Origin of the sequence: Carboxylicivirga marina (genome assembly GCF_016612505.1) — a bacterium.
Classification (GTDB): domain Bacteria; phylum Bacteroidota; class Bacteroidia; order Bacteroidales; family Marinilabiliaceae; genus Carboxylicivirga; species Carboxylicivirga marina.
Genome location: NZ_JAENRR010000018.1, coordinates 33,822 through 55,808 on the forward strand (window position 1 = coordinate 33,822; position 21,987 = coordinate 55,808).

The following is a 21,987-nucleotide window of genomic DNA, read 5'->3' on the forward strand; positions in this document are numbered from 1 at the left end:
CAACCTAACAAATATCATCACGTATGATAGTATTACTTTTGTATATTCGCAATTTCATTTAACGTAATCACGATCACATTTTGAATATTACCTACTTTTACGTTAGTGAATAAAAGAGTACACAAGATTTAGGAGATACATGATGGGAATGGATTCATTTATTGTCAGGTTTGTTATTATTTTAGTAACAACTGGCTCGGTTGGTTATTTAATTTTAAGATTGTTATACAAGGGCAGTATCTTTTTCAGGATTGGTGCCTTGTGGATGATTAATGTGTTTTTAACCGTGATGAACAGTCGTATTCATTACAACCATCCAGATGCCTATCCTTTCTGGGCTGCTCTTCTGTGTGGCATAATTGTCACCGTTATTATGCAATACATTGTTTATCTGCAAATTAAAAAACCACTGGGCAATATTACAGAAAAGCTAAAAACCATTGCATCGGGTCAAATATCTCCTGAACAAGTCAAATACACAGCGCCTATTAAAGGTGAATTATTTGAAATTCATAAGGCCATTAACAACCTGCAAGCCAAGGTAGGCAGTGTTATGACTGAAGTGAGCACATCGGCCAATGAAGTTAATCGCATGGGCAGCAACCTCAATGAAACAGCTAGTGAAATATCATCGATTGCTAATACGCAAGCTTCTGGATTAGAAGAGATATCATCAGCCATGGAAGAAATGGCAGCTAACATTGAAGCCAATAGCCAAAATGCAAATGCAACCAAAGAAAATTCAAACCAAGCCAGTTTATCGGTTGATGAAAGCTTCGCTAGTACGCAGCAAGCTTTAACTTCAATGCAACAAATCAACGAAAAAATTAAAGTGATAGATGAAATTGCTATCCAAACCAATCTTTTAGCATTGAATGCAGCCGTTGAAGCCTCACGAGCAGGTGAAGAGGGACGTGGATTTGCAGTAGTTGCAGGCGAGGTGCGCAAACTCGCCGAACGTAGTAAACTCGCAGCTAAAGAAATTGACGAATTCTCGAAAAAAGGCAATGAGGTTGCAGAAACAGCAATAGAAAAATTAAAGTATACCGTTCCTCTTATTAAGAAAAATGCCGATTTAATTGCAGAGATAGCTTCATCAAGTGAGGAACAGAACCTGGGTGCTACGCAGATAAATAATGCCCTTCAGGAAATCAACCGTTCAACACAAAATAACGCCGCCATTTCAGAAGAAATGTCATCGAGTGCCGGCCAAATGGTTGAACAGGCAGCTTCATTAATTAAAAAATTAGGTTTTTTTTCAAATCAGGGAAAGTCAATCAAAGTAAGTCTTAACCGTTCCAGTATGAAAAAATGTTGGACGCAAGGCTACATCATCAAGTAATATATAATCATACGTTTTCACAAGTCACTCGTTTTTTGTTTGCCTACACTATCTCATAAACGATTAATAACCAATTATAAATGATATCAATCCATCAAAAAATGGCTCATAACCATTGTAGAATGACAGATGACCAGTCATGAATGAAAATAAATTGGGCATCAACCAAATCTATATGGGCATCAGCGATTTTTATGCGGGAATAAATGATTTCTAATTGGTCATCAACGATATATTTATGGGAATGAATCAAATTAATGTCATCAGTAGCCATTTCTACACAGTCATGTGTCAGTAATAAGTGAGAAGTCATTACAAGAGAAAGCGTAAAAAGAATGGCTTCTTCAGAAGAAAGGCGCGGGTGTAGTCACTAAAAATATTAGCTGAAATATCCACTCACGTTTCATTCTGAATATTTATTACTTTTATGCCAGAAAGTAAAAGTGTGAAAAACGATCAAGTAGTTGACATACCCGGATTGGGAGAAGTCACCATTCGTCAGAGTGCGAAGGCTAAACGTATTAGCATTCGTTTAAAGCCTTTCGCAGGTGTAACCTTAATTGTTCCTCAAGGCGAAAGCATCAAAGAGGGCATTCGTTTTTTACACGAAAAACAAGCCTGGATTCAAAGCAATCTTCAAAAGCTTGAAGAGAAAGAACAAAAACTGACCATTTTTGATGAGCAAACCGAATTTAAAACCCGCTCATTTGCCTTACGAATCAGCAAACATGCGCACCCAAAAGTACGCTTACAGTTAAAAGAAGGCATTCTACAAGTTAATTATCCGGCTAACATGCCTGTTTCAGCACCTGAGGTGCAAGAAGTGATTCGATATGGCATTGAGGAATCGCTACGACTTGAAGCTAAAAGCTTTTTACCAGGACGATTGGCATGGTTAGCTAAGCAGCACAATATTCGCTATCAGAACGTGACAATTAAGAATCTGAAATCACGTTGGGGTTCATGCTCGTCAACTAACAACATTAATCTGAATCTACATTTGATGCGCCTGCCTGGCGAACTGGTAGACTATGTACTTTTGCACGAATTGTGTCATGTGCACGAGAAAAATCATGGACCACATTTTTGGGCGCGATTAGACATCATGTGCAATGGTTTGGCCAGGCAATTGGACAAAGCCATGAAAGATTACCAAACAAAAATTTATTAAGATGAACTGGGAGCAATTATTATCCACTATACGTACCGGACAAGAAGAGAAAAAAGAAATAAATCACGATCGCACACAGTTTCAGCGCGATTATGATCGCTTAATCTTCTCCTCTCCCTTTCGTCGATTACAAGATAAAACACAGGTATTTCCTTTGCCAGGAAGCGTGTTTGTGCACAACCGCTTAACGCATAGCCTTGAAGTGGCTAGCGTGGGTCGCTCATTAGGAAATAACATCTCATCGAAATTATTGCAAGCTGGCTTGGGAAATCCCGACTTAGTGGCTGAAATTGGCTCAGTTGTAGCGGCAGCCTGTCTGGCTCACGATTTGGGAAATCCTCCTTTTGGGCATTCAGGAGAAGAGGCCATTGGCCATTATTTTACCAATGGCGAAGGATTACAATTTAAAAACGAACTAACAACTTCGCAATGGACCGACATTACTCGCTTTGAAGGCAATGCTAATGCATTACGAATGCTCACTCATGCTTTTAAAGGCCGACGTAAAGGAGGCTTCGCAATGACATACACTACCATCGCCTCTATTCTAAAATATCCCTACGAATCGGGCATTGGCATGAAGAAATTTGGCTATTTCCAATCAGAGAAAGCCATATTTGAACACATTGCTCAATCGCTTGGTCTTAAACTGATGGATGAAGAGAAAGGCATCTATGCCCGTCATCCTTTAGTATATCTAGTTGAAGCTGCCGATGATATTTGTTATCAGGTAATGGACATTGAAGATGCGCATAAGTTGAAGATTCTTTCTTATGAAGAAACTTATCAATTGCTCACTGCCTTTTTTGATAAAGAAACCGAAGCTCATGAATTTGTAAAGATTCAGGAAATATTTAAAGAAGTAACTGATAAAAATGAGCAGATGGCTTTTTTACGCGCGAAGGTGATCGGAAAATTAGTGAATCAATGCACTGATATTTTCTGGAACAAGCACGAAGCCATACTTGAAGGTACTTTTAGAAAAGGACTAATCGACCACCTTACAGGAACCGAACTCGAAGCCATGGAAACTTGTAAGACAACAGCTTATAAACGCATCTACAAACATCCATCGGTGGTTGAAATTGAAATAGCCGGCTATCGTATATTGGGCACCTTGCTCGAAGAGTTTATTAAAGCAGTAACAAATCCAGACGATTTCTATTCAAAGATGTTATTGCCATTTATTCCTGAGCAGTTTGCTACAAATGAGGATACGCCTTTATATGAAAAAATTCAATCGGTTCTGGATTTCATTTCGGGTATGACAGATGTTTATGCCTTGGATTTATATAAGAAAATAAGCGGGATTGGGCTGAAATAAGCTGAGATTCAGATTTTCAAACTTTCCATTTATCCGTCAATAGCTACCATATTTCCAGTAGTAACTGACAGATATATATTCACAATAGTACTTCATTGATTGTGAGGTCATATTTGTTTCATCTAGTTTTAAACAATTAATTTTATACACATGAAACAACTGACTATTTCCCTCATCTATTTGTTCTGTCTTTTGTCTTTACAGGCAGCTAATACACCTCTACCAGACCTTAATTCCCTTAAAAAAGGAGATTGGTTTGAGTTGGAATGCACTCAAATAAACCAACATAAAGATTTCGGAAAAGATGGAAATCCATGGAGCGTGGAAGGCAAAAAGCAAGTATTTTATAAAATCACTGTTTCGGATAAGCAAGGTGATCTACTGCAATTATCCTGTAAGATAGATAGGCTGCTAAATATCTTTGAATATAAGAATGACTACATCCTTTACGATACCAATTTTCCGATGTCACCAAAGCAAAGCACTGCTAATTATTTTATAAACAAAGACTCACTAATCATTAAAATTGACCTTAATAAAAAGGAAATAACTGAGGAAAATTATCAATTCGAAAAGGAATCACTGAATTTTGAATGTGAGTTTATAAAAAAAGGTTTTCTTAAATACGGACTTCCAACTAGAAGCACTTCAGAAATTGAGATCAATACCAAGGAGTTATATGAGAAATCAGTGATCACATATATTAATAATTGGTTGAAATACGGTGATACTAGAGTAAAAACAAGAAGTAGTCAGGTTCTGTATTATGACAACTGGAGAGAATGGGATGAAATGCGTATTACTAATGCTTCTTATACACTCATGCATAATGTTAATGTTATCTGCCATATCAACAATGCTACAGATAGCACAATAATAAATTTCAAAACAAGCGATGACCAAAAGATTAAACCTATTTCGCAAGATGGTAATAAATTTCGATTTGCCTTTTTTATGCCGAACCCACAATCTTGCTGGATTTACCTGAACAATAAAAGCATTGCATTATCTTTAACACCTAACGATTCGTTAATAATAGATATTGACGAAAGTAGCTTTCCTGAAAAAACAAAGTTTTCCGGCTTAGGCAGTGCAGCCTGTCAATGCACATATGAACTTAGAGAAGATTACTGGCAAAATTATTACTTTAAATGGGCTGATAAAAGTATGATTGATTTAGCCAAAACTTTTGAGCAAAGACAAAAAAAATACGAAGCTGTATTTAGCAAATACAAGAACCAAATGTCTCGATTCTGGAGAGAAAGCAAACAAAAAGACTTGCATTATAGGGTGGCAACAGAACTATTCATCGCAGTGAATATAATGATGAAATGGAATGAATTTGAGGGTAATTTGGGTGAATTACAAAAACACCTTGAAAGCAAACACCTATGTAAAATAACCCCGATGATTGACTACTTATATTCCTCGGGACATTATCATACTTTTTTAGAAGAATATATAAAGTATCAACAACTTTCTATCTCCAGCAATAACTTTTCAACAAATATCCTGAACTTCGGTTATGAAGAGAAGCTTTTACTTACTAAGATGATATTTAGAGGTTATCCTAAATATTATTGTTCTCAACGTATTATTGCAGAATATTTACAGGAGAAGCCTTTAACCGAAGCCCAAAAGGAATATGACTGGTTTAGATATCATTGTCACGCACCTAAATTTAATGCTCAGCTCAAGAATATATATGATCGAATGGAAAAAATCCAGGCAGACCAATCCATTAAAGATTTGAATATCTCCATTGCACCATATCTTAATTTAAAAGAAAAAGCTGATGGTTATATCTTATTGAATATGAACAATGCAATGATATCTTATGAATGGGAGGAGAAGGAAATACGTAAACAAGATAGTATTTTCACTACTCTTGGCTTCGAAAAGAAGGCCGAAATTGTAGTTGTTCGCAGGAACTTTATCAAAGAAAAATGGGCTAATAAACCTAAAAATTATAGTGAGAATGTAAAGATTTATTTTCATGAAAAGGATAGTTTAATCAAGGATACTGAAATATTAAAAACAGGTGTCAATCGTTATATGTTGCTACGAAATGACGGCACCATCTTGCATAATAATATTAATACTGGCGCAGGTTCTTTTAGTTCGTCGGATTTTTACGATGTTCTATTAGAAGATTTGAATAAACCAGAAGCTAATAACCAAGCCGACACCCGTCGGCTTGGTTTTGCAATATTATTCACTCTATTATTTTCTGGATTGATTGCTTGGGGCTTTATTAAAATTCGAAGTCGCCAAATTAAGAAAAAAGAAGAAAGCTTTAGACGACTGGCTGAACTTGAATTAAAGGTTATTCGTTCACAAATGAACCCTCATTTTTTATTCAATGCACTGAGCTCTATTCAGCATTTAATTAATAAAAATAAGATTGAAAAGGCAAATATATACTTGTCACGTTTTGCCGATATGATGCGCTTGGTATTGAACAATTCAGCAAAAGAACTGATTTCATTGGCCGATGAGTTAAAACTAATTCAAAATTATCTGGAGCTGGAAAAACTTCGGGTACCCTTTGAGTTTAATTTAATAGTTGATTCACAACTAAATCCAGAAGAAGATGAATTACCCGGCATGCTCATACAGCCATTTGTTGAAAATGCAGTTGTACACGGCATTGCTCCCAAACGTAATGGCCATATAGATATTCGCTTTACAAAAAACAAACATTACTTAAAATGTGAAGTTGTTGATGATGGCATTGGAATTAACCAGAGCTCAACTCAAAATAGCGGAAACGGAAAAGCCATTAAAATGATACAAGAGCGGGTAAATATTGTAAATTCACAGTCAGATCATCCATTTTCGGTTCAATTAATCGACAGAAGCGAAGAAGAAGATTGTTCAGGAACCACCGTTTTAATTAAAATACCAATTTAAAAATGCATTCAATAACATCCATAATCATAGATGATGAACCTGCAAATTGTGAAAACTTACAATTGCTATTGCAGAAATATTGCCCACAGTTAGAAGTTCTGGCTTTGGTAGTTTCAATAAATGATGCTTTGGAGAAGATCATACAATTGAAACCCCAATTGTTATTTTTAGATATTGAATTGGTAGAAGGAACGGGGTTTGACTTGCTTGAGCAACTCCCCAATAAAAACTTCGAGATTATTTTTGTAACAGCTTTTGATAAATATGCTTTGAAGGCCATAAAGTTTTGCGCCCTTGACTATCTTCTGAAACCAATTAATATCACTGAATTAATCAAGGCCATAACTAAAGTTGAAGAGCGGGTAAATGATGAGCGAGATAACATTCGTATGCAAGAACTTATTCGAAATATCGGAACCCCATCCAAACGTATTGCGCTACCCATGGTTGACAAAACGGAGTTTATTGAAGTGGAAGCTATTTCACGATGTCAGGGCGATGGTAATTATACACATGTGTACCTAAAAAATAGTGAAAAACACCTCGTGTGTAAATCCATGAAGGAATTTGATGAGCTTCTATCTGATTACAATTTTATTCGCACCCATCAATCCCACTTGATTAACCTAAACGAGATAAAGGCTTTTGTAAAAACCGATGGTGGTTACATTAAGATGAAAGATGGTTCATCTGTAAGCATCTCACGACAAAGGCGGGAAATGGTTATGAAAGTGCTGAAAAACATGCATTAATTATATTGAACTCACTCTGCTTTGACAATCGAAATAAAAAATGCCTTAATAATGGGATTGTGAGTAATATAATTATCAATAAGTCAAAGGTCTCTTTTACGGTCATTTAGAAATATCTCTACTTAATCCCAATTATCTGCCTAATAAGTAAACTCATTTATAACGACTAAGTTTTACCATCAATTTTGTTATCCAAAATTGGGTACAACTATGTCGGGATTAACCTGCAAATGAAATTGACTGAATTAAATACGATGCATATGCAGGTTAATACTTGTTATTCAACTAATCATTTAGTTTATTTGAGTAGCAAAATCAAACTCTATGAACCTGATGACCCAATTTACCGTTATTGCTGTGCTGATTATTTTTAATACCAGTCTTAATGCACAAACAAACGTTCAGCTGGATCTGGCTGAAGGCAATTTCGAAACTATCATTAATCAGCTTTGCGACAAAGCAACATCCATCTCGCAAACAGAGCGCTATTATTTAGCGATTGCATACCAGTCAACCGGCTATCCAGATAAAGCTATCGATTGTTTACTAAAGGACTCAACTAACTTATCAATCCAGCAATTAGACTTGTTGAGCCGGAGTTACATGAGCAGCGGAAACTATAGCAGGGCCTTACCTATTTGCAAAAATCGCTATGAAGCCGAACCCGACAATGTGATTAACCTTTTGCGATATGCCGAAATCAACCACTTTTATAAGGATCATGATGCCAACATTAAGTTACTGAAAACATATACCGAACATGATTCAACCAACCTAAGTGTAAATACTCTACTGGCCGAAAGCTATGAAAAAACGAACGTTAAAGATGCTGCTATTTCTATTTATAAAATGATATTAGAGCAACATCCTGACAACCAAAAAATAGCTCTGCGATTAGCGAATGTTTATTACCGCCAAAAAATGTATGTTGAGTGTCATGACCTTTGCATGCCATACATTGACAAATTGGATAACAACAAGAACTTCTTGCTCGTAGCCGGATTAGCTAACTTCAAAAATGGTTCTAATCACAATGTTAAAGTCATGTTTAAGCGTCTGGAGGCACAAGGCGACAGTTCATTTCTTACTAAAAAGCACTTAGGTATTGCCTTATATCGTCTCGAAGATTTTAACAATGCCATTTCATACCTGAAAGCAGCTTTTAAAATAAAAGATATGGATCCTGAAGTGGCCTTCTTCTTAGGTTCTGCATTGGGGCAATCAAACCAGCCTCAAAAGGGAATCCATTATCTATACTTAGCCCAACAATTAATTAAACCATCACCGGTACTAATGGAAAAGACACATGTGAAGCTGGCCATGATTTATAATGATATGGGTAAGAGTAAAATTGCCATTAACCACTACCACGAAGCATTTAAATACGATAACAAACCACAATATTTGTATCGTCAGGCTTCTATATATGATTATCAGTTAAAAGATGCTGAAAAAGCACAGGAAATGTATCAACTATTCATTGATGTCTTGCCCGAAGAACTGAACCCTAAGAAAGGCAACGAGCGATATGCCATTCAATTAAAAGATGTGGCATCTAAACGATTGGCAAGCCTTAAAGAAGAAGATTTCTTTAAAAATGGCATTTAACCTCCGATATACTGTCATCAATCATACAACAAACAAAAAGATGACCCGAATACTCGAGTCAGCTTTTTTGAGAATAAAACTAAACAACTAATTATCTTATAAAGCTTTTAAAGCTGCATCATAATCAGGCTCATTAACGATATCATCTACTTGCTCGCTATGAGCTACTTTACCGTTTTCGTCAACCACTACTACAGCACGTGATAACAAACCGTTTAATGGTCCGTCAATCATTTTCACACCATAATTCTGGCTAAATACTTCATCTTTATATTCCGATAATGAAACCACATCATCTAAACCTTCGGCACCACAAAAACGAGCATGAGCAAAAGGTAAATCGCGTGATACGCAAAGCACAACAGTATTATCTTGCTTTGACGCTTCGGCATTAAAACGACGAACAGACGCTGCGCACACACCCGTATCAACACTTGGGAAAATATTCAGAACCACCTTCTTGCCTTTAAAATTGGCTAAAGAAACTTCGCTTAAATCAGTTTTAACTAAAGAAAACTCCGGAGCTTCTGCTCCAACTCTTGGAAGATCACCTGCAGTTGCTACCGGTGAACCTTTGAATGTTATTTTTGCCATTTTGTTCTATTGTTTTGTTATGATTCCTAAACAACGTCCATGCACTTTTGTTTGAAAAAAAATAAAAAAATGGCTGAAAACATTGATTGTCTTCAGCCATCGCTATGATAATGTTATACTTAAAACCTTATAATATTATTCTTTCTTTTCTTCGTCAACTATGGCTTTCTGAACTTTTCCCTCATTATAATAGGCGAAAAATGATACAACCCCGATTACGACGATGGTGTAATAGACAAATGCCGGAATTGGTACCGGATCACCCTTTGCATACGAATGCATACCAGCTAAATAATAGTTTACGCCCAGATAAGTCATGATAACTGAGCTAAAACTAATCACCGACCAGAAATTAAAGGTGGTTAAACCACGCATACCTGGAATAAATCGCATGTGTAACACAAAGGCATACACCAATATTGTTACAGCCGACCAGGTTTCTTTCGGATCCCATCCCCAGTAGCGTCCCCATGATTCGTTGGCCCAAACACCACCTAAAAAGGCACCTATGGTTAAGAAATATAATCCAACAGTCATCGACATTTCAGCAATGGATGATAGCTCTTCAACTGTTAACGAGAAAGCTTTGTTGGTTTTTGACGATTTAACGCCAAACAAAATGAGGTTTAAAAACCCTAACAATGCACCCAGGGCTAAGAATCCATAACTAGCAGTAATGATTGCCACATGAATGGTTAACCAATACGATTTTAATACCGGAACTAAATTGGTAATTTCCGGGTTCATCCAACTCAAATGTGCTACCATTAATATAATACCAGCAAAAAATGAGGTAACCGATAAAGCAATTGGACTTTGTTTGCTAAATAGTAATCCGGCTAATAAGGTACTCCAACCAATGTATAGCATGGACTCATAACCATTACTCCATGGTGCATGACCAGATATATACCATCGTAATGCTAAACCTAAAGTATAGGCTGCAAAGGCAACCACTATTAAAACCAAACCTCCCTTAACTATCCATTTAAACTGCCATTTTGGATTTACCAAGGTTGTTAACTGGAAGAATAACAAGATGATTCCAAGCACTAAAAAGTATGGCATCAAGCTCATAAATAATGAGCTATTGTTATAGAATATCTCTATCGATTTTTTAGCGTCTGATGGCAGAATCTCTGCACCATACTTCATTTGATAATTGGCAATAGCGGTAATGTAGCTAGTTTCATTAACCTTATTGCCCGATGATAATGATTCGAGGTACATACCAAATAAGTTACGCACCAGCAAACTATCTTCCTGAGATGCATTTTCAGCTTTTGCACCGGGCGTTAGCCATGTTGCCTGCTGATCGCCTGGTTGCGGAAATAGCTTTAAGAAGCTACCCATTCGCGACATATAAAACACATTAATTTGCTCATCAACCTTAACTGCCTCCTGTTCCAGTTTATTGCGATAAGCAGGTCTCTTACGATACGAATCTTCTACCAATGTTCGTATTTTATACTGACCATCAGCTGTAAAGAAATTCTTGAAAGCTGCCTTTTTACTGCTTATTTGTAACATGCCTTTTAAGTCATCGTGCTTAACGGTAATTAAAGGTACAGTTTGCCAGTAAGTAGGGTCAATCATCATACTAAGCACTACTCTATCAGCCGACCAGCCCTTAAAGGTGTGGTGCTTAGCTAATTTACGAATCACTTCACTATTTAAAGTATTAAGTGGCTTCATTCGCCCACCATTATCCTGCACCCAGAGTTGCCCAAACTTCTCAGCTGATTCCTGGGTAATACGATGAGGCGGATTGAGTTCATTGCCCAATAATGGCATGCTGACAAAAGCCAATAACAGGATACTTAAAGCTTGCTTCTTTTTATAGATTTCGGATGTTCGCTTAATTAATTGTCTAAAGCGTGTATTTGGTGCTATCAATGCGCCAAACATACCGAGTGTCAATAACAAATAACCAAGGTAAGTCAATAGTGTACCCCACATATCTCGATTCACCGATAAAACAGTTCCTTTCTCATCCATATCGTACGATGATTGGAAAAAACGATAACCGTGATAGTTAAGAATGTTATTCATAAATATGCGCCTATCCTCTTTTAAGCCTGTTCGCTCATCCATTAATGTTACTTCGCTGGCAAATGAACTTGGGCTTTCGCTACCTGGATAACGCTCTAACTCGAACTTATTAAGGTACAATGAGAATGGAATATGAATAATTTTAGCTCCATATGTCACCGTGAATTTGACACCATCAATTTCTTCTACTATTGGTTTACCCAATACATCTTTTTGCCCAAACACAAAGAAATCTTTACGTTTCCCACCTAATTCAGCCACAAATTTAATGGCATCGGGTAAGCCTCGTCCCTGGTCTCCTTCTACTGATACTGGTTCCACGCCGGCACTCTCCATATAATTTGTTAAAACCATACGAAGGTCGGCAATACTATACAAAACACCATTAAACAACTGATGAACTGAATCAGCTGCAAATGTTTGACTTGTGCCGGATTGCATTTGCATCATACTGGCATCAACAGCCGGTTTATAATATGGCGCCCCATCTTTAACACTCAAAATAATAGATTGTCCGTCTTCCGTTTTTGGATTAAATGCAACGCGATGATTGCCAACTCTTACTTCTTCTCCCTCAAACAAAGAAAACTCCTGGCGTCCTGAAGCAGATGACAATACCAGACTAATCGCAGGTTTACCTCCCGGTTTTTCAACTGTGCGCGACATGGCTTGTGGGATATATACATCGCTTCTAAGTTTTAACTTGCCTTTGGGTGTTGAAAAGCTACCTGAATATTCATTAGGACTAACAATTGAATACAACACATGGTCTTCATCTGTTTCGCTATAATCGCCTGACTCCACCTGAACTTTCACAAATTGCTCACTGGATAATATCTCATTTGACTCCTCACCTTCTCTAATGTGCATCATGCCTTCATAACCAATATATCTTGTAACTGCAGCACCAATAATTATAATTAAAAATGACAGGTGAAAAACCAGCCCTGGTAATTTTTTTTTACTAAAACTCTTGAAGCTTATCAGATTCCCAATCATATTGATGGCAAGCAACACAAATACCATCTCAAACCACCAGGCATTATAAACCAGTGCTTTTGATGCATTTGTGCCAAAATCATTTTCAATAAACGTTGCTACTCCCAGCACAGCCCCTAAAAAGAGCAATAAACTACCCATTAACCAATAAGCAGTAAGAAACTCAAACAGTTTTTTCATATTAATATTTAAATTCGATTCTCTGTTATTTACAACCTTATGTGTATACAGTTACTTTAAACACTAAACACAAATTAAAGTTGAAGTCAAAATAGCAAATAAGATAAAAAAATCTGAAATTAACTGTTATTTTTCACAATCCGCCTACACAAGTACTAGAAGCATATCGACTATAAAAACTGTTGAGCAATCACGACAATCGGAAATATGCAATGAAACTATCTCATTTTTTTTAAGATTAAATAAGTACTAAAACTCATGAATATAGAGTGCTTAGCAACTTGCACAACTAAAGGCTTTTTTGTTGCTTTGCAACAATTTTTGGGGAACATAAATAAGTATTATAAAATAGTAAAATGAAAAGAATTCTGACCACACTGATTGTAGTTGTTTTAACAACAATGGTGTTTGCACAAGAAGAAAAGAAACCATTTAAGGTAGAAATACATGGCTTTGTTGGTGTTAACGCATACATGGATACGCGCCAAAGTGTTTCAGTACGTAACGGAAATATCTATTTATTTCCAAAGTCAGCGTCGCTAGATGCTGAAGGCAATGACATTAATGATGAGGCTTACTATGATATGGATGCTGCATTCAGTCGCTTTAATATTGGTGTTTCTGGCCCTGAAGTATTTGGTGCTAAAAGTTTTGCCTTTATCGAAGGTGACTTCTTAGGCGATAAAAATCCAAATCATCAAGATGTCAACTTCCGCCTTCGTCATGCATTTATCCGTCTTAACTGGGATAAAACCAGCTTATTAGTCGGACAGTACTGGCATCCTTTATTCATCACTGAAAACTTCGCCAATACGGTTAATCTTAGTTGTGGTACTCCTTACCACCCGCTTAACCGCCAACCAATGATTCGCTTAGGTTATCAGCTAACGGATAAAGTTGAGGCCATTGGTTTTGCCATGTCGCAAAATGACTTTTTAGATAAAGGTATGCATGAAGCATCGGAAAACTCACTCATTCCTGAAATGGCTCTTCAGCTTAAGTTCAAAAACAAAGGATTTTTTGCTGCAGTTACCGGAGGTTTCAAAGCACTTAAGCCAGCATTGGTTGACCCAAACACTGGTATAAAAACTGATGAGCTAGCTAAAGGAAGCTACTTTACAGGTTCTATTAAAAATGATTTTGGCGCATTTACATTTAAAACCGAAGCTTTATTCACAGCAGGAATGACCAATGTGGTAATGCTAGGTGGTTTTGCTGAAAAAACAAATCAGCCAGGCGAACCACGCAAATACACAGCTATCAAAAACTTCGCTTTTTGGGCCGACATTGAGTCAAATGCCAAGAAAGTAAAACCAGGTGTATTATTTGGCTACACTGAGAACCTTGGCGCGTATGATAAAGCAACACCTTTGGCAGGGTATACCATTGGTGGCAACATCGCCAATATGTACTCAATCGTTCCCCGAGTGAAGTTTATGGCCACACCAAAAATATGGTTTGGCGTAGAATGGATGTATGTAGTTGCGGCGTATGGTGATTCATATGATGAATATGCAAAACCTGTTGAATTAACAGACTACAGCAACAATCGTGTAACAGCCAGCATGCGATATACATTCTAAAAAAATGTACAGTATGAAGCAAAAATTAGCAGTTATAGCCATTTTAATGATTATTGCCGGCTTTGGCATGATTCATAGTACCACAGGCATAATGGAAATAGTTAGTATGCTATTAATTGGCATAGGTTGTGCTTATCTGCTATTTTTGTTGCTGACAAATAAGTCTGAAGCTCGAAATTCGAAGACCGAAGACGACTAAACAACATATAATGTTCTCAAAAGAAGAAGCAAAAGAAATACGACAACTATTTTGGCACAAACTTGAGAGCCGCACTCGTCGTCTTCCGGGTCAGAAAGGGAAGAAAATCAAATGGATTTTTGACGAGACTGGTATCAAAGGCCTTGATTTGCGGTTTGACATAAATCGTCAGCGCGCCATTGTTGCTTTGGAAATAAACCACCGCAATGAAAATCGTCGTTTGCAACTCTACGAGAAGCTTGAGGCCTGCAAGAGCATCTTTGAAACGCAATATGAAGGTCCCTTAACCTGGGATTATGTATACACCAAAGAGGAAGGTCGAGACGTATGCAGGGTTTATGAAGCATTATCGCCAGCCGATATGTATCAAGAGGAAAAATGGCCCGAAGTGATGAAGTTTATGATCGATCGAATGATTCGTATGGAAAAAGCATTTCTGGAAGTAAAAGACTTTTTACTTCATGATGAGCTAGGACAATAAAGCAAACTAAGATTTTAAGATATGAGGCTTATCCATTTGGGTAAGCCTTTTTTGTACACCAGGCAATGATGCTCATTATCACTAAAACCCTGTCCTATCTCTTTCGAGTAAAATGGAAATTCCAGGGTTAAGTTCGAACCCGCATTATGTTCCAGCATGTGATAAACAATGGCTTTAACTGCGTCATGTTTCGAATAAACATCTGCACAATGAATTAACGATAAGCATTTTTGAGATTTTAGAATAAATGCTCCGGCAATCATCGAGTTACTTTCATCATAGGCAGCATAAAGCCCGGCACTTTTATAACGCAAGGCAAAACTCACAATCTTTAGCAAGGTCGGTAAATCTGAACGTTCTGAATAAACATTATCGCGCTTGACAAAATCAATGTATTCTGTGCCATTTAAGGCCCTAACCACTGTCAACTTTTTCGCTTTATAAGAATCAACAACAGATTTCATTTCCGGACTGAAATTCGACTCTATTCGAGACAAATCTTCAATCAAATCCAACACACTAAACTTTAAAACATTGCTAATACTTAACCCTGACTTCGGAAGCTTATTGTGAGCATTCATCACTAACTCAAAATTTCTATTTGGAATATGCTCCAACATCAGTTTGCCATCCTTTTCAGGCAAAGGCTGCTGGTTTATTATTCCCAAATATGGACTCCAATATGGTGAGTAAACCCTTTTAAACAAGCTATTTCTTTTAAGGGGCAATGGAAGTACTGCAAGGTAATCATCGGCCACCACAGCGCCCCAATCATCGCATACAATATCTAAATACCACGATTGTGCAAATACATGCCCGTTAACAGCCTTTTTAACGCATGCATCCCACAAATCATGATCTATTTGTTCACGTTTACAGTATTTAATTTTCATATGCTTCAAATCATGCCTTCATCGGCATAGCTATAAAAGGCATTATCGGTAACAATAATATGATCCAGAACAGGCACATCCATAATACGCGCAGCCTCACTCATTTTCTTGGTGATATTGGTATCGGCATCGCTTGGCTGTTTATTGCCGCTCGGGTGATTATGACACAAAATAATGGATGAAGCTAAATGCTCAATGGCCGATTTAAGAATAAGCCGAACATCAATAACAGTTCCGGCTATTCCCCCTTGGCTTACTTTGTTTTTAGCTATCACTTTATTGGAACGATTGAGTAAGAGCACCCAAAACTCTTCGTGAGGCAAATCGCCCAAAATGGGCTGAAAAATAGCGCACACATCTTTGCTACAGGTAATTTTTGGTCGCTCTTCACCATCCTGCAATTTGCGCCTTCGCCCTAACTCTAGCGAGGCAACGATACTTATAGCTTTTGCTTCTCCAATGCCATGGTAATTCGCTTTTAGGTCAGTCACCGTTTTTTTACCCAAAACGTTTAAATTATTCTGACAATCACGAAGTATTTTCTTTGATAATTCAACGGCACTTTCTTTGGCGCTGCCCGAACCAATAAGAATGGCTAATAATTCTGCGTCGGACAATGAGGGTAATCCTTTATAAATGAGCTTCTCACGCGGTCGATCTTCTATTGCCCATTCTTTAATGCTAAGGTGTTGGTAGGTCTCCATCTATTTTTTCTTTTACTGAAAAGATAGAAAGGCTCAATGAGAATGTAAATATCAGATACGAAAAAAGCTCTTCTTTATGAAGAGCTTTAAGCAGTCCCTAGGAGAATCGAACTCCTGTTTCAAGGATGAAAACCTTGCGTCCTAACCACTAGACGAAGGGACCTTAATGCCTTTTGAGGCAAAAAAGTTATAAAAGCAGTCCCTAGGAGAATCGAACTCCTGTTTCAAGGATGAAAACCTTGCGTCCTAACCACTAGACGAAGGGACCTTATACTGTTGATTAAAGTGCGTTAACGTGCTTTGTTAACTTAGACTTTAAATTGGCAGCCTTATTCTTATGAATAATGTTTTTCTTAGAAAGCTTATCAAGCATAGCAGTAACTTTAGGAAGTAATTCCTGAGCTGCTTCTTTCTCAGATGCGCTTCTTAATGCTTTCACAGCGTTACGAGCAGTTTTTGCAAAGTATCGGTTGTGAAGTCTTCTTTTCTCTATCTGACGAATTCGCTTTTTCGCTGATTGATGATTTGCCATCGTTCTACAATTAAAAATTGTTATTCTTTATATCTTAGCAGTCCCTAGGAGAATCGAACTCCTGTTTCAAGGATGAAAACCTTGCGTCCTAACCACTAGACGAAGGGACCTTATTTGCCTTTGGACAGTACTATTTGTCTCAAATGCGGATGCAAAGATATATCAAATTAAAATCCCTCCAAATTTTTTTATTAAAAAACATTCAAAAAAATACACCAAAACACCACATACTGCACGTATCCTATTATCCATCAGTAAAATAAATCAACTAATAAATCTAATCAAGACAATTTACTCTTAATTAATTTGCACACAATTCGATTATTACTTTACTTTGCATGCAGTGAAAAGTGGAAAGATTTGGCTGATTGCAACCACTTAAAAAAAGTGCTAAAACGCAAATATCGTTTTACTTCCCTCTTTTCACATATCAACTTAAGTTTAACTTTTTATCTGCCATTTAAAATAATGCAGATTTTATAATGTTAATGATATGGGATATTTATTTACATCAGAATCGGTTTCTGAAGGACATCCGGATAAAGTAGCTGACCAGATTTCAGATGCTTTACTTGATAATTTTCTAGCCTTTGATGCCAACTCAAAGGTTGCTTGCGAAACATTAGTTACTACAGGTCAGGTTGTTTTGGCAGGCGAAGTGCGCTCAAAGCATTATGTTGATGTGCAGGAAGTAGCGCGCAGAGTCATTAACCGCATCGGATATACTAAAAGCGAATATCGCTTTGATGGCGATTCGTGTGGTGTTTTATCGGCTATTCATGAGCAATCGGCTGACATTAACCAGGGCGTTGAGCGTGAAGAGAAAATGGACCAGGGGGCTGGTGATCAGGGCATGATGTTTGGCTATGCTTCGAAAGAAACAGATGATTATATGCCTATTTCGCTTGAACTATCGCACCGGTTATTAATGGACATGGCTGATATTCGTCGCGAAGGAAAAGAAATGACTTACCTACGTCCTGATTCTAAAAGTCAGGTAACAATTGAATATGGCGACGATAACCAGCCTAAGCGTGTTCATACCATAGTTGTTTCAACGCAACACGATGACTTTGATGCTGACGAACCAATGTTGGCTAAGATAAAAGAAGACGTTCGTAAGATTTTAATCCCACGAACTATTTCGCAATTACCAGAGCGAGTGCAAGCCTTATTTGATGATGAATACATTTTACACGTTAACCCAACAGGTAAATTTGTAATTGGTGGGCCTCATGGTGATACAGGTCTTACGGGGCGTAAAATTATTGTAGACACCTACGGTGGTAAAGGTGCTCATGGAGGTGGCGCTTTCTCAGGTAAAGATCCTAGTAAGGTTGACCGTTCGGCAGCTTATGCCTCGCGCCATATTGCTAAAAACATGGTAGCAGCAGGTATTGCCGATGAGATTTTGGTGCAACTATCATATGCCATTGGAGTTGCCCAGCCTGTTGGCGTATTTGTGGACACTTACGGTACATCAAAAGTTGACTTGAGCGATGGTGAAATAGCAGTTAAAATTGCTGAGGTCTTTGACCTTCGCCCGGCAGCTATTGAAGAGCGTTTAAAACTACGCAACCCAATGTATGAAGAGACAGCTGCTTATGGTCATATGGGCAGAACTCCACGAACTGTTAAAAAGGTATTTGAATCGCCATACTTTGGAAAAAAGGAGTTTGAAGTAGAATTATTTACATGGGAGAAATTAGATTATGTTGATGCTATAAAGAAAGCATTCGCTTAATTAAGTTATAAAACCAATAGTAAGCCTTATTGTTGGAAGATGTATATCTTCCTGACAATAAGGCTTTTCTTTTACTTTCACACCCAAATATTGTGGTATAGGAATTATTACGAACAGGGCAATCTATATTTTAAATATTATTTCATATTAACCTAAAATCTCACTGAATGAAAAATCTATTCATTACCCTAATCGTGGTAATCACATTAAGCTCATGTGCCACTCACTCTGGAATCATAACTGGTAATGCTTCTATATCTGATGCTAACTTTAATATTAAGGAACTTGCTATAGACACTGCTAATACACAACTCGTATTTGGAATTGGAGGACTAGGCAAAGACGCTTTAGTTCTGAAAGCTAAAAGAAATCTTTACACCAATTATCCATCAAGAAAAGGGCAAGCCTTTGCCAATGTATCAGTAGATATTAAAAGGTCGTTTTATCCATTTGTATTTAATACAAAGGCAACCATTTCTGCCGATGTAATTGATTTTAATACTGCACAAGAAGACTCTTCCTTCATAGCTTTTAATGAAAATTTCAGCAAAGTTTTTGACAGTCCCTTTGAGGCCAATCAAAAAGTTATTTAATACCTATAACAGTACATCATCCAAATTCCAAATTAGTGAGACAATTAAATTTCATTACAATGACAGGATGCATAGCGTTATCAATGAATGACCCCGGAGCAAGAAGTGGCGTTTGCTACGCAAACAATTATATTTTCGACCCAAGGGTCGAGGAATAAAACAACATTAGATCCAAGTCATTAACGATGATGTATTAATTGTATATGCGTATATATCTAAACCAAATAAGCGATTAATCAATGTCAAAATGAAGGATGTAATAGAATAAAAAAAGAGGCAGCCAAAGGCTGCCTCTTTTTTTATCGCTTAAAATATGCTATTGTTTCTTTTAGCTTCTCTGCCAGTTGTGTTAAGTGCTCTGAATTATTGGTAAATATCGACGCTGACCCGGAATTCTGCTGCGTAACTTCATTTAATTCCTGGATCGCTTTATTGATCTGTTCGGCCCCACTTTGTTGCTCATAACTTGATGCAGTAATTTCTTGCACAAGCTGTGTGGTTTTTTCAATTTCAGGAATAATCGCTTCCAATTGTTGACCCGATTTTTCGGCAGCCTCTACACCATGTTGGGTTAAATCAATAATCTCAATAGCGGCTTTCTGCGATCGTTCAGCCAACTTTTTTACTTCAGATGCCACAACAGCAAAACCTCTTCCCTGCTCGCCTGCACGTGCCGCTTCTACGGCTGCATTTAAGGCTAAAATATTCGTTTGCTTGGCTATCTCTTCAATAATCGTAATCTTTTCCGAAATCTCTTGCATTGACTGTGTAGTATCCTTTGAGCTTTCGAAACTTTCTTTGATACCATCAGCTGAATTTAAAGCAATGTTTTCGGTTTGCTTCGAGTTCTCACTATTCTGCTGGATGGTGGCCACCATTTCTTCCATAGATGACGAAATCTCTTCAGAGGAAGCAGCCTGATTAGAAGCTCCTGCCGATAATTGATTAGATGAAGATGCCAACTCGACACTTGCAGAATTTATGGCGTCTGAGCTTTCAAATATTTCACTCATAATACTTTTCAGATTATCCACCATATCTTTTAACGCACGACCTAAGTCTCCCGCTTCATCTTTTTGCGCATCATCAACATCAATTTCAGTCAACAAATTACCATCAGCTATCTCTCGGGCAATGGCTGCACTCTTAACTATTGGTCGCACAATATTACCTGCCGTTAAATACACAATAATGTACAAGATTATTAAACCAATAATTCCAATAAGGATGCTACGATAAAAAATGCTATTGGCACTTTCTAAAATCACCTCTTTGGGCACTTCAATACCCAATGTCCAGGTAGTATCTATACCTTCAAATGCAACCGAAGTAAATGATACATAGTTAACCATTCCGCTTGCCGGATTGGTATATTCAAAACTATAGTCGTTTTTGGTCAGGGTTTTGGCCAGGCCTGTTTTAAAATCATTCGACTCGTATTGGATGGCTTCAAATAGTTTTTGTGCCACCAAATCGGTATTGGAATGCGCAACAATACTTGTATCCCGCGATACCAAATATGAAACAGCACCTTCGTACGGATTCATATTCGAGATTATCTTTGACATATCATTGAGACTGATATCAACACCAACCATCCCTAGAAATTCACCATTTTCATTCTGAAGTGGTGCAATAATGGAGGTCATTATTATACCAGCTAACTCTTTGGTAACTACATCGTAATAGGGATCCCAAATGTCAGCAGCATTCTTTTGTCGCCCCTGATAATAAAGGCTGGTAAGGTTTTCATTATTCATGTCTACCTCTTCACTGGTTTGATTGAGCTGACCATTTAATCGAAAGACCACATTTCGCTGCCGTCCGTTTTTCATCGGATAGTTCGAATCAAGAGCCTTCAGCTCCCAGATTTGCCACGTCGATAAAAGCTCCGGATTATTTTCTAACCATCCGTATAAAATATCATCGAACACTTTACGACGATATGTTTCGTCCATGCCAAGATAATTGTGATAACTATCTCTTATAGTATTTGTTGATACAACAACTTGATTGATGTCGTTCTGAATAAGATTACTTGATGCCTTGAGATTTGCATCAATAATTGCTTTGGAATCTTCTAAAGCATTTTTCTTTAAACTGAAACTGATATAGCTAAGCGTTGCTCCATAAATTAAAGTAAACGATACTAAAATGTACAACAACAACTTACTTTTCAGGCGTAAATTAATTCTGCTCACAATAAATAGTTTTGGCGTTGAATGGATGTAGCTAGACTAGATTCTACGTGTAAAAGAAATAAAAGTTTTAATTTTTGCAAATGATTTTTAACATTTTTAAACATAAAAGCCCGACCATTTGG

The 21,987-nt window shown here is 37.3% G+C and carries 17 protein-coding genes and 3 tRNA genes; 11 read left to right on the plus strand and 9 right to left on the minus strand.

All coding sequences use genetic code 11. From position 1 onward, the window contains the following. Positions 1-148 precede the first annotated feature (148 nt). The 6 genes from JIV24_RS09525 (at position 149) to JIV24_RS09550 (ending at position 9,110) form a co-directional block, all read left to right on the plus strand. The gene (locus JIV24_RS09525) at positions 149-1,342 is read left to right on the plus strand and encodes a methyl-accepting chemotaxis protein (RefSeq protein WP_200464801.1); all 1,194 of its coding nucleotides are present in this window, start codon (positions 149-151) and stop codon (positions 1,340-1,342) included. Between the two features lie 445 nt (positions 1,343-1,787). Then, the gene (locus JIV24_RS09530; protein WP_289048280.1) at positions 1,788-2,513 is read left to right on the plus strand and encodes a M48 family metallopeptidase; all 726 of its coding nucleotides are present in this window, start codon (positions 1,788-1,790) and stop codon (positions 2,511-2,513) included. Position 2,514: 1 nt separating this feature from the next. Then, a complete protein-coding gene (locus JIV24_RS09535) occupies positions 2,515-3,837 on the plus strand; it encodes a deoxyguanosinetriphosphate triphosphohydrolase (RefSeq protein ID WP_200464803.1) in 1,323 nt (440 codons plus the stop codon). Positions 3,838-3,987: 150 nt separating this feature from the next. Continuing rightward, positions 3,988-6,750, plus strand: a complete 2,763-nt coding sequence (locus tag JIV24_RS09540) for a sensor histidine kinase (RefSeq protein ID WP_200464804.1) — start codon at positions 3,988-3,990, stop codon at positions 6,748-6,750. 2 nt (positions 6,751-6,752) lie between these two features. Next, positions 6,753-7,502, plus strand: a complete 750-nt coding sequence (locus JIV24_RS09545; RefSeq protein ID WP_200464805.1) for a LytR/AlgR family response regulator transcription factor — start codon at positions 6,753-6,755, stop codon at positions 7,500-7,502. Positions 7,503-7,826: 324 nt separating this feature from the next. Then, positions 7,827-9,110, plus strand: a complete 1,284-nt coding sequence (locus JIV24_RS09550) for a tetratricopeptide repeat protein (protein WP_200464806.1) — start codon at positions 7,827-7,829, stop codon at positions 9,108-9,110. 96 nt (positions 9,111-9,206) lie between these two features. On the opposite strand, the gene tpx is transcribed toward JIV24_RS09550, so the two are convergent. Beyond that, entirely contained in the window at positions 9,207-9,704 is a 498-nt protein-coding gene (gene tpx, locus JIV24_RS09555) for a thiol peroxidase (RefSeq protein WP_200464807.1), read from the minus strand. A 135-nt stretch (positions 9,705-9,839) separates the two neighbouring features. Then, positions 9,840-12,935, minus strand: a complete 3,096-nt coding sequence (gene ccsA, locus JIV24_RS09560) for a cytochrome c biogenesis protein CcsA (protein ID WP_200464808.1) — start codon at positions 12,933-12,935, stop codon at positions 9,840-9,842. Positions 12,936-13,291: 356 nt separating this feature from the next. Between ccsA and JIV24_RS09565 the strand changes: the two genes are divergently transcribed. The 3 genes from JIV24_RS09565 to JIV24_RS09575 are packed head-to-tail and all read left to right on the plus strand — an operon-like array spanning position 13,292 to position 15,198. Continuing rightward, a complete protein-coding gene (locus JIV24_RS09565; RefSeq protein ID WP_200464809.1) occupies positions 13,292-14,518 on the plus strand; it encodes a hypothetical protein in 1,227 nt (408 codons plus the stop codon). 13 nt (positions 14,519-14,531) lie between these two features. After that, positions 14,532-14,717, plus strand: coding sequence for a hypothetical protein (locus JIV24_RS09570; RefSeq protein ID WP_200464810.1), 186 nt, complete (start codon positions 14,532-14,534; stop codon positions 14,715-14,717). Positions 14,718-14,727: 10 nt separating this feature from the next. Continuing rightward, positions 14,728-15,198: a DUF4268 domain-containing protein gene (locus JIV24_RS09575; protein ID WP_200464811.1), complete on the plus strand. Its 471-nt coding sequence runs from the start codon at positions 14,728-14,730 to the stop codon at positions 15,196-15,198. 14 nt (positions 15,199-15,212) lie between these two features. Here the strand turns inward: JIV24_RS09575 and JIV24_RS09580 are convergent, their stop codons facing one another. The 6 genes from JIV24_RS09580 to JIV24_RS09605 form a co-directional block, all read right to left on the minus strand. Further along, positions 15,213-16,091, minus strand: a complete 879-nt coding sequence (locus tag JIV24_RS09580) for a hypothetical protein (protein WP_200464812.1) — start codon at positions 16,089-16,091, stop codon at positions 15,213-15,215. Between the two features lie 5 nt (positions 16,092-16,096). After that, complete coding sequence (radC, locus tag JIV24_RS09585) at positions 16,097-16,795, minus strand: RadC family protein (RefSeq protein WP_200464813.1); 699 nt, start codon at positions 16,793-16,795, stop codon at positions 16,097-16,099. Between the two features lie 91 nt (positions 16,796-16,886). After that, a tRNA-Glu gene (locus tag JIV24_RS09590) sits at positions 16,887-16,958 on the minus strand. Between the two features lie 33 nt (positions 16,959-16,991). Next, positions 16,992-17,063 (minus strand) — tRNA-Glu (locus tag JIV24_RS09595). A gap of 12 nt (positions 17,064-17,075) precedes the next feature. Then, positions 17,076-17,327 carry a 30S ribosomal protein S20 gene (rpsT, locus tag JIV24_RS09600; protein WP_200464814.1) on the minus strand — a complete coding sequence of 84 codons (252 nt, stop codon included), beginning with the start codon at positions 17,325-17,327 and terminating at the stop codon, positions 17,076-17,078. Positions 17,328-17,365: 38 nt separating this feature from the next. Beyond that, positions 17,366-17,437, minus strand: a tRNA-Glu gene (locus JIV24_RS09605). Positions 17,438-17,820: 383 nt separating this feature from the next. Between JIV24_RS09605 and metK the strand changes: the two genes are divergently transcribed. Beyond that, positions 17,821-19,071, plus strand: coding sequence for a methionine adenosyltransferase (gene metK, locus JIV24_RS09610; RefSeq protein ID WP_200464815.1), 1,251 nt, complete (start codon positions 17,821-17,823; stop codon positions 19,069-19,071). Between the two features lie 167 nt (positions 19,072-19,238). Further along, a complete protein-coding gene (locus JIV24_RS09615; protein WP_200464816.1) occupies positions 19,239-19,664 on the plus strand; it encodes a DUF6567 family protein in 426 nt (141 codons plus the stop codon). Between the two features lie 299 nt (positions 19,665-19,963). Here the strand turns inward: JIV24_RS09615 and JIV24_RS22780 are convergent, their stop codons facing one another. Further along, positions 19,964-21,865, minus strand: coding sequence for a methyl-accepting chemotaxis protein (locus tag JIV24_RS22780; protein WP_200464817.1), 1,902 nt, complete (start codon positions 21,863-21,865; stop codon positions 19,964-19,966). Between the last annotated feature and the right edge of the window lie 122 nt (positions 21,866-21,987).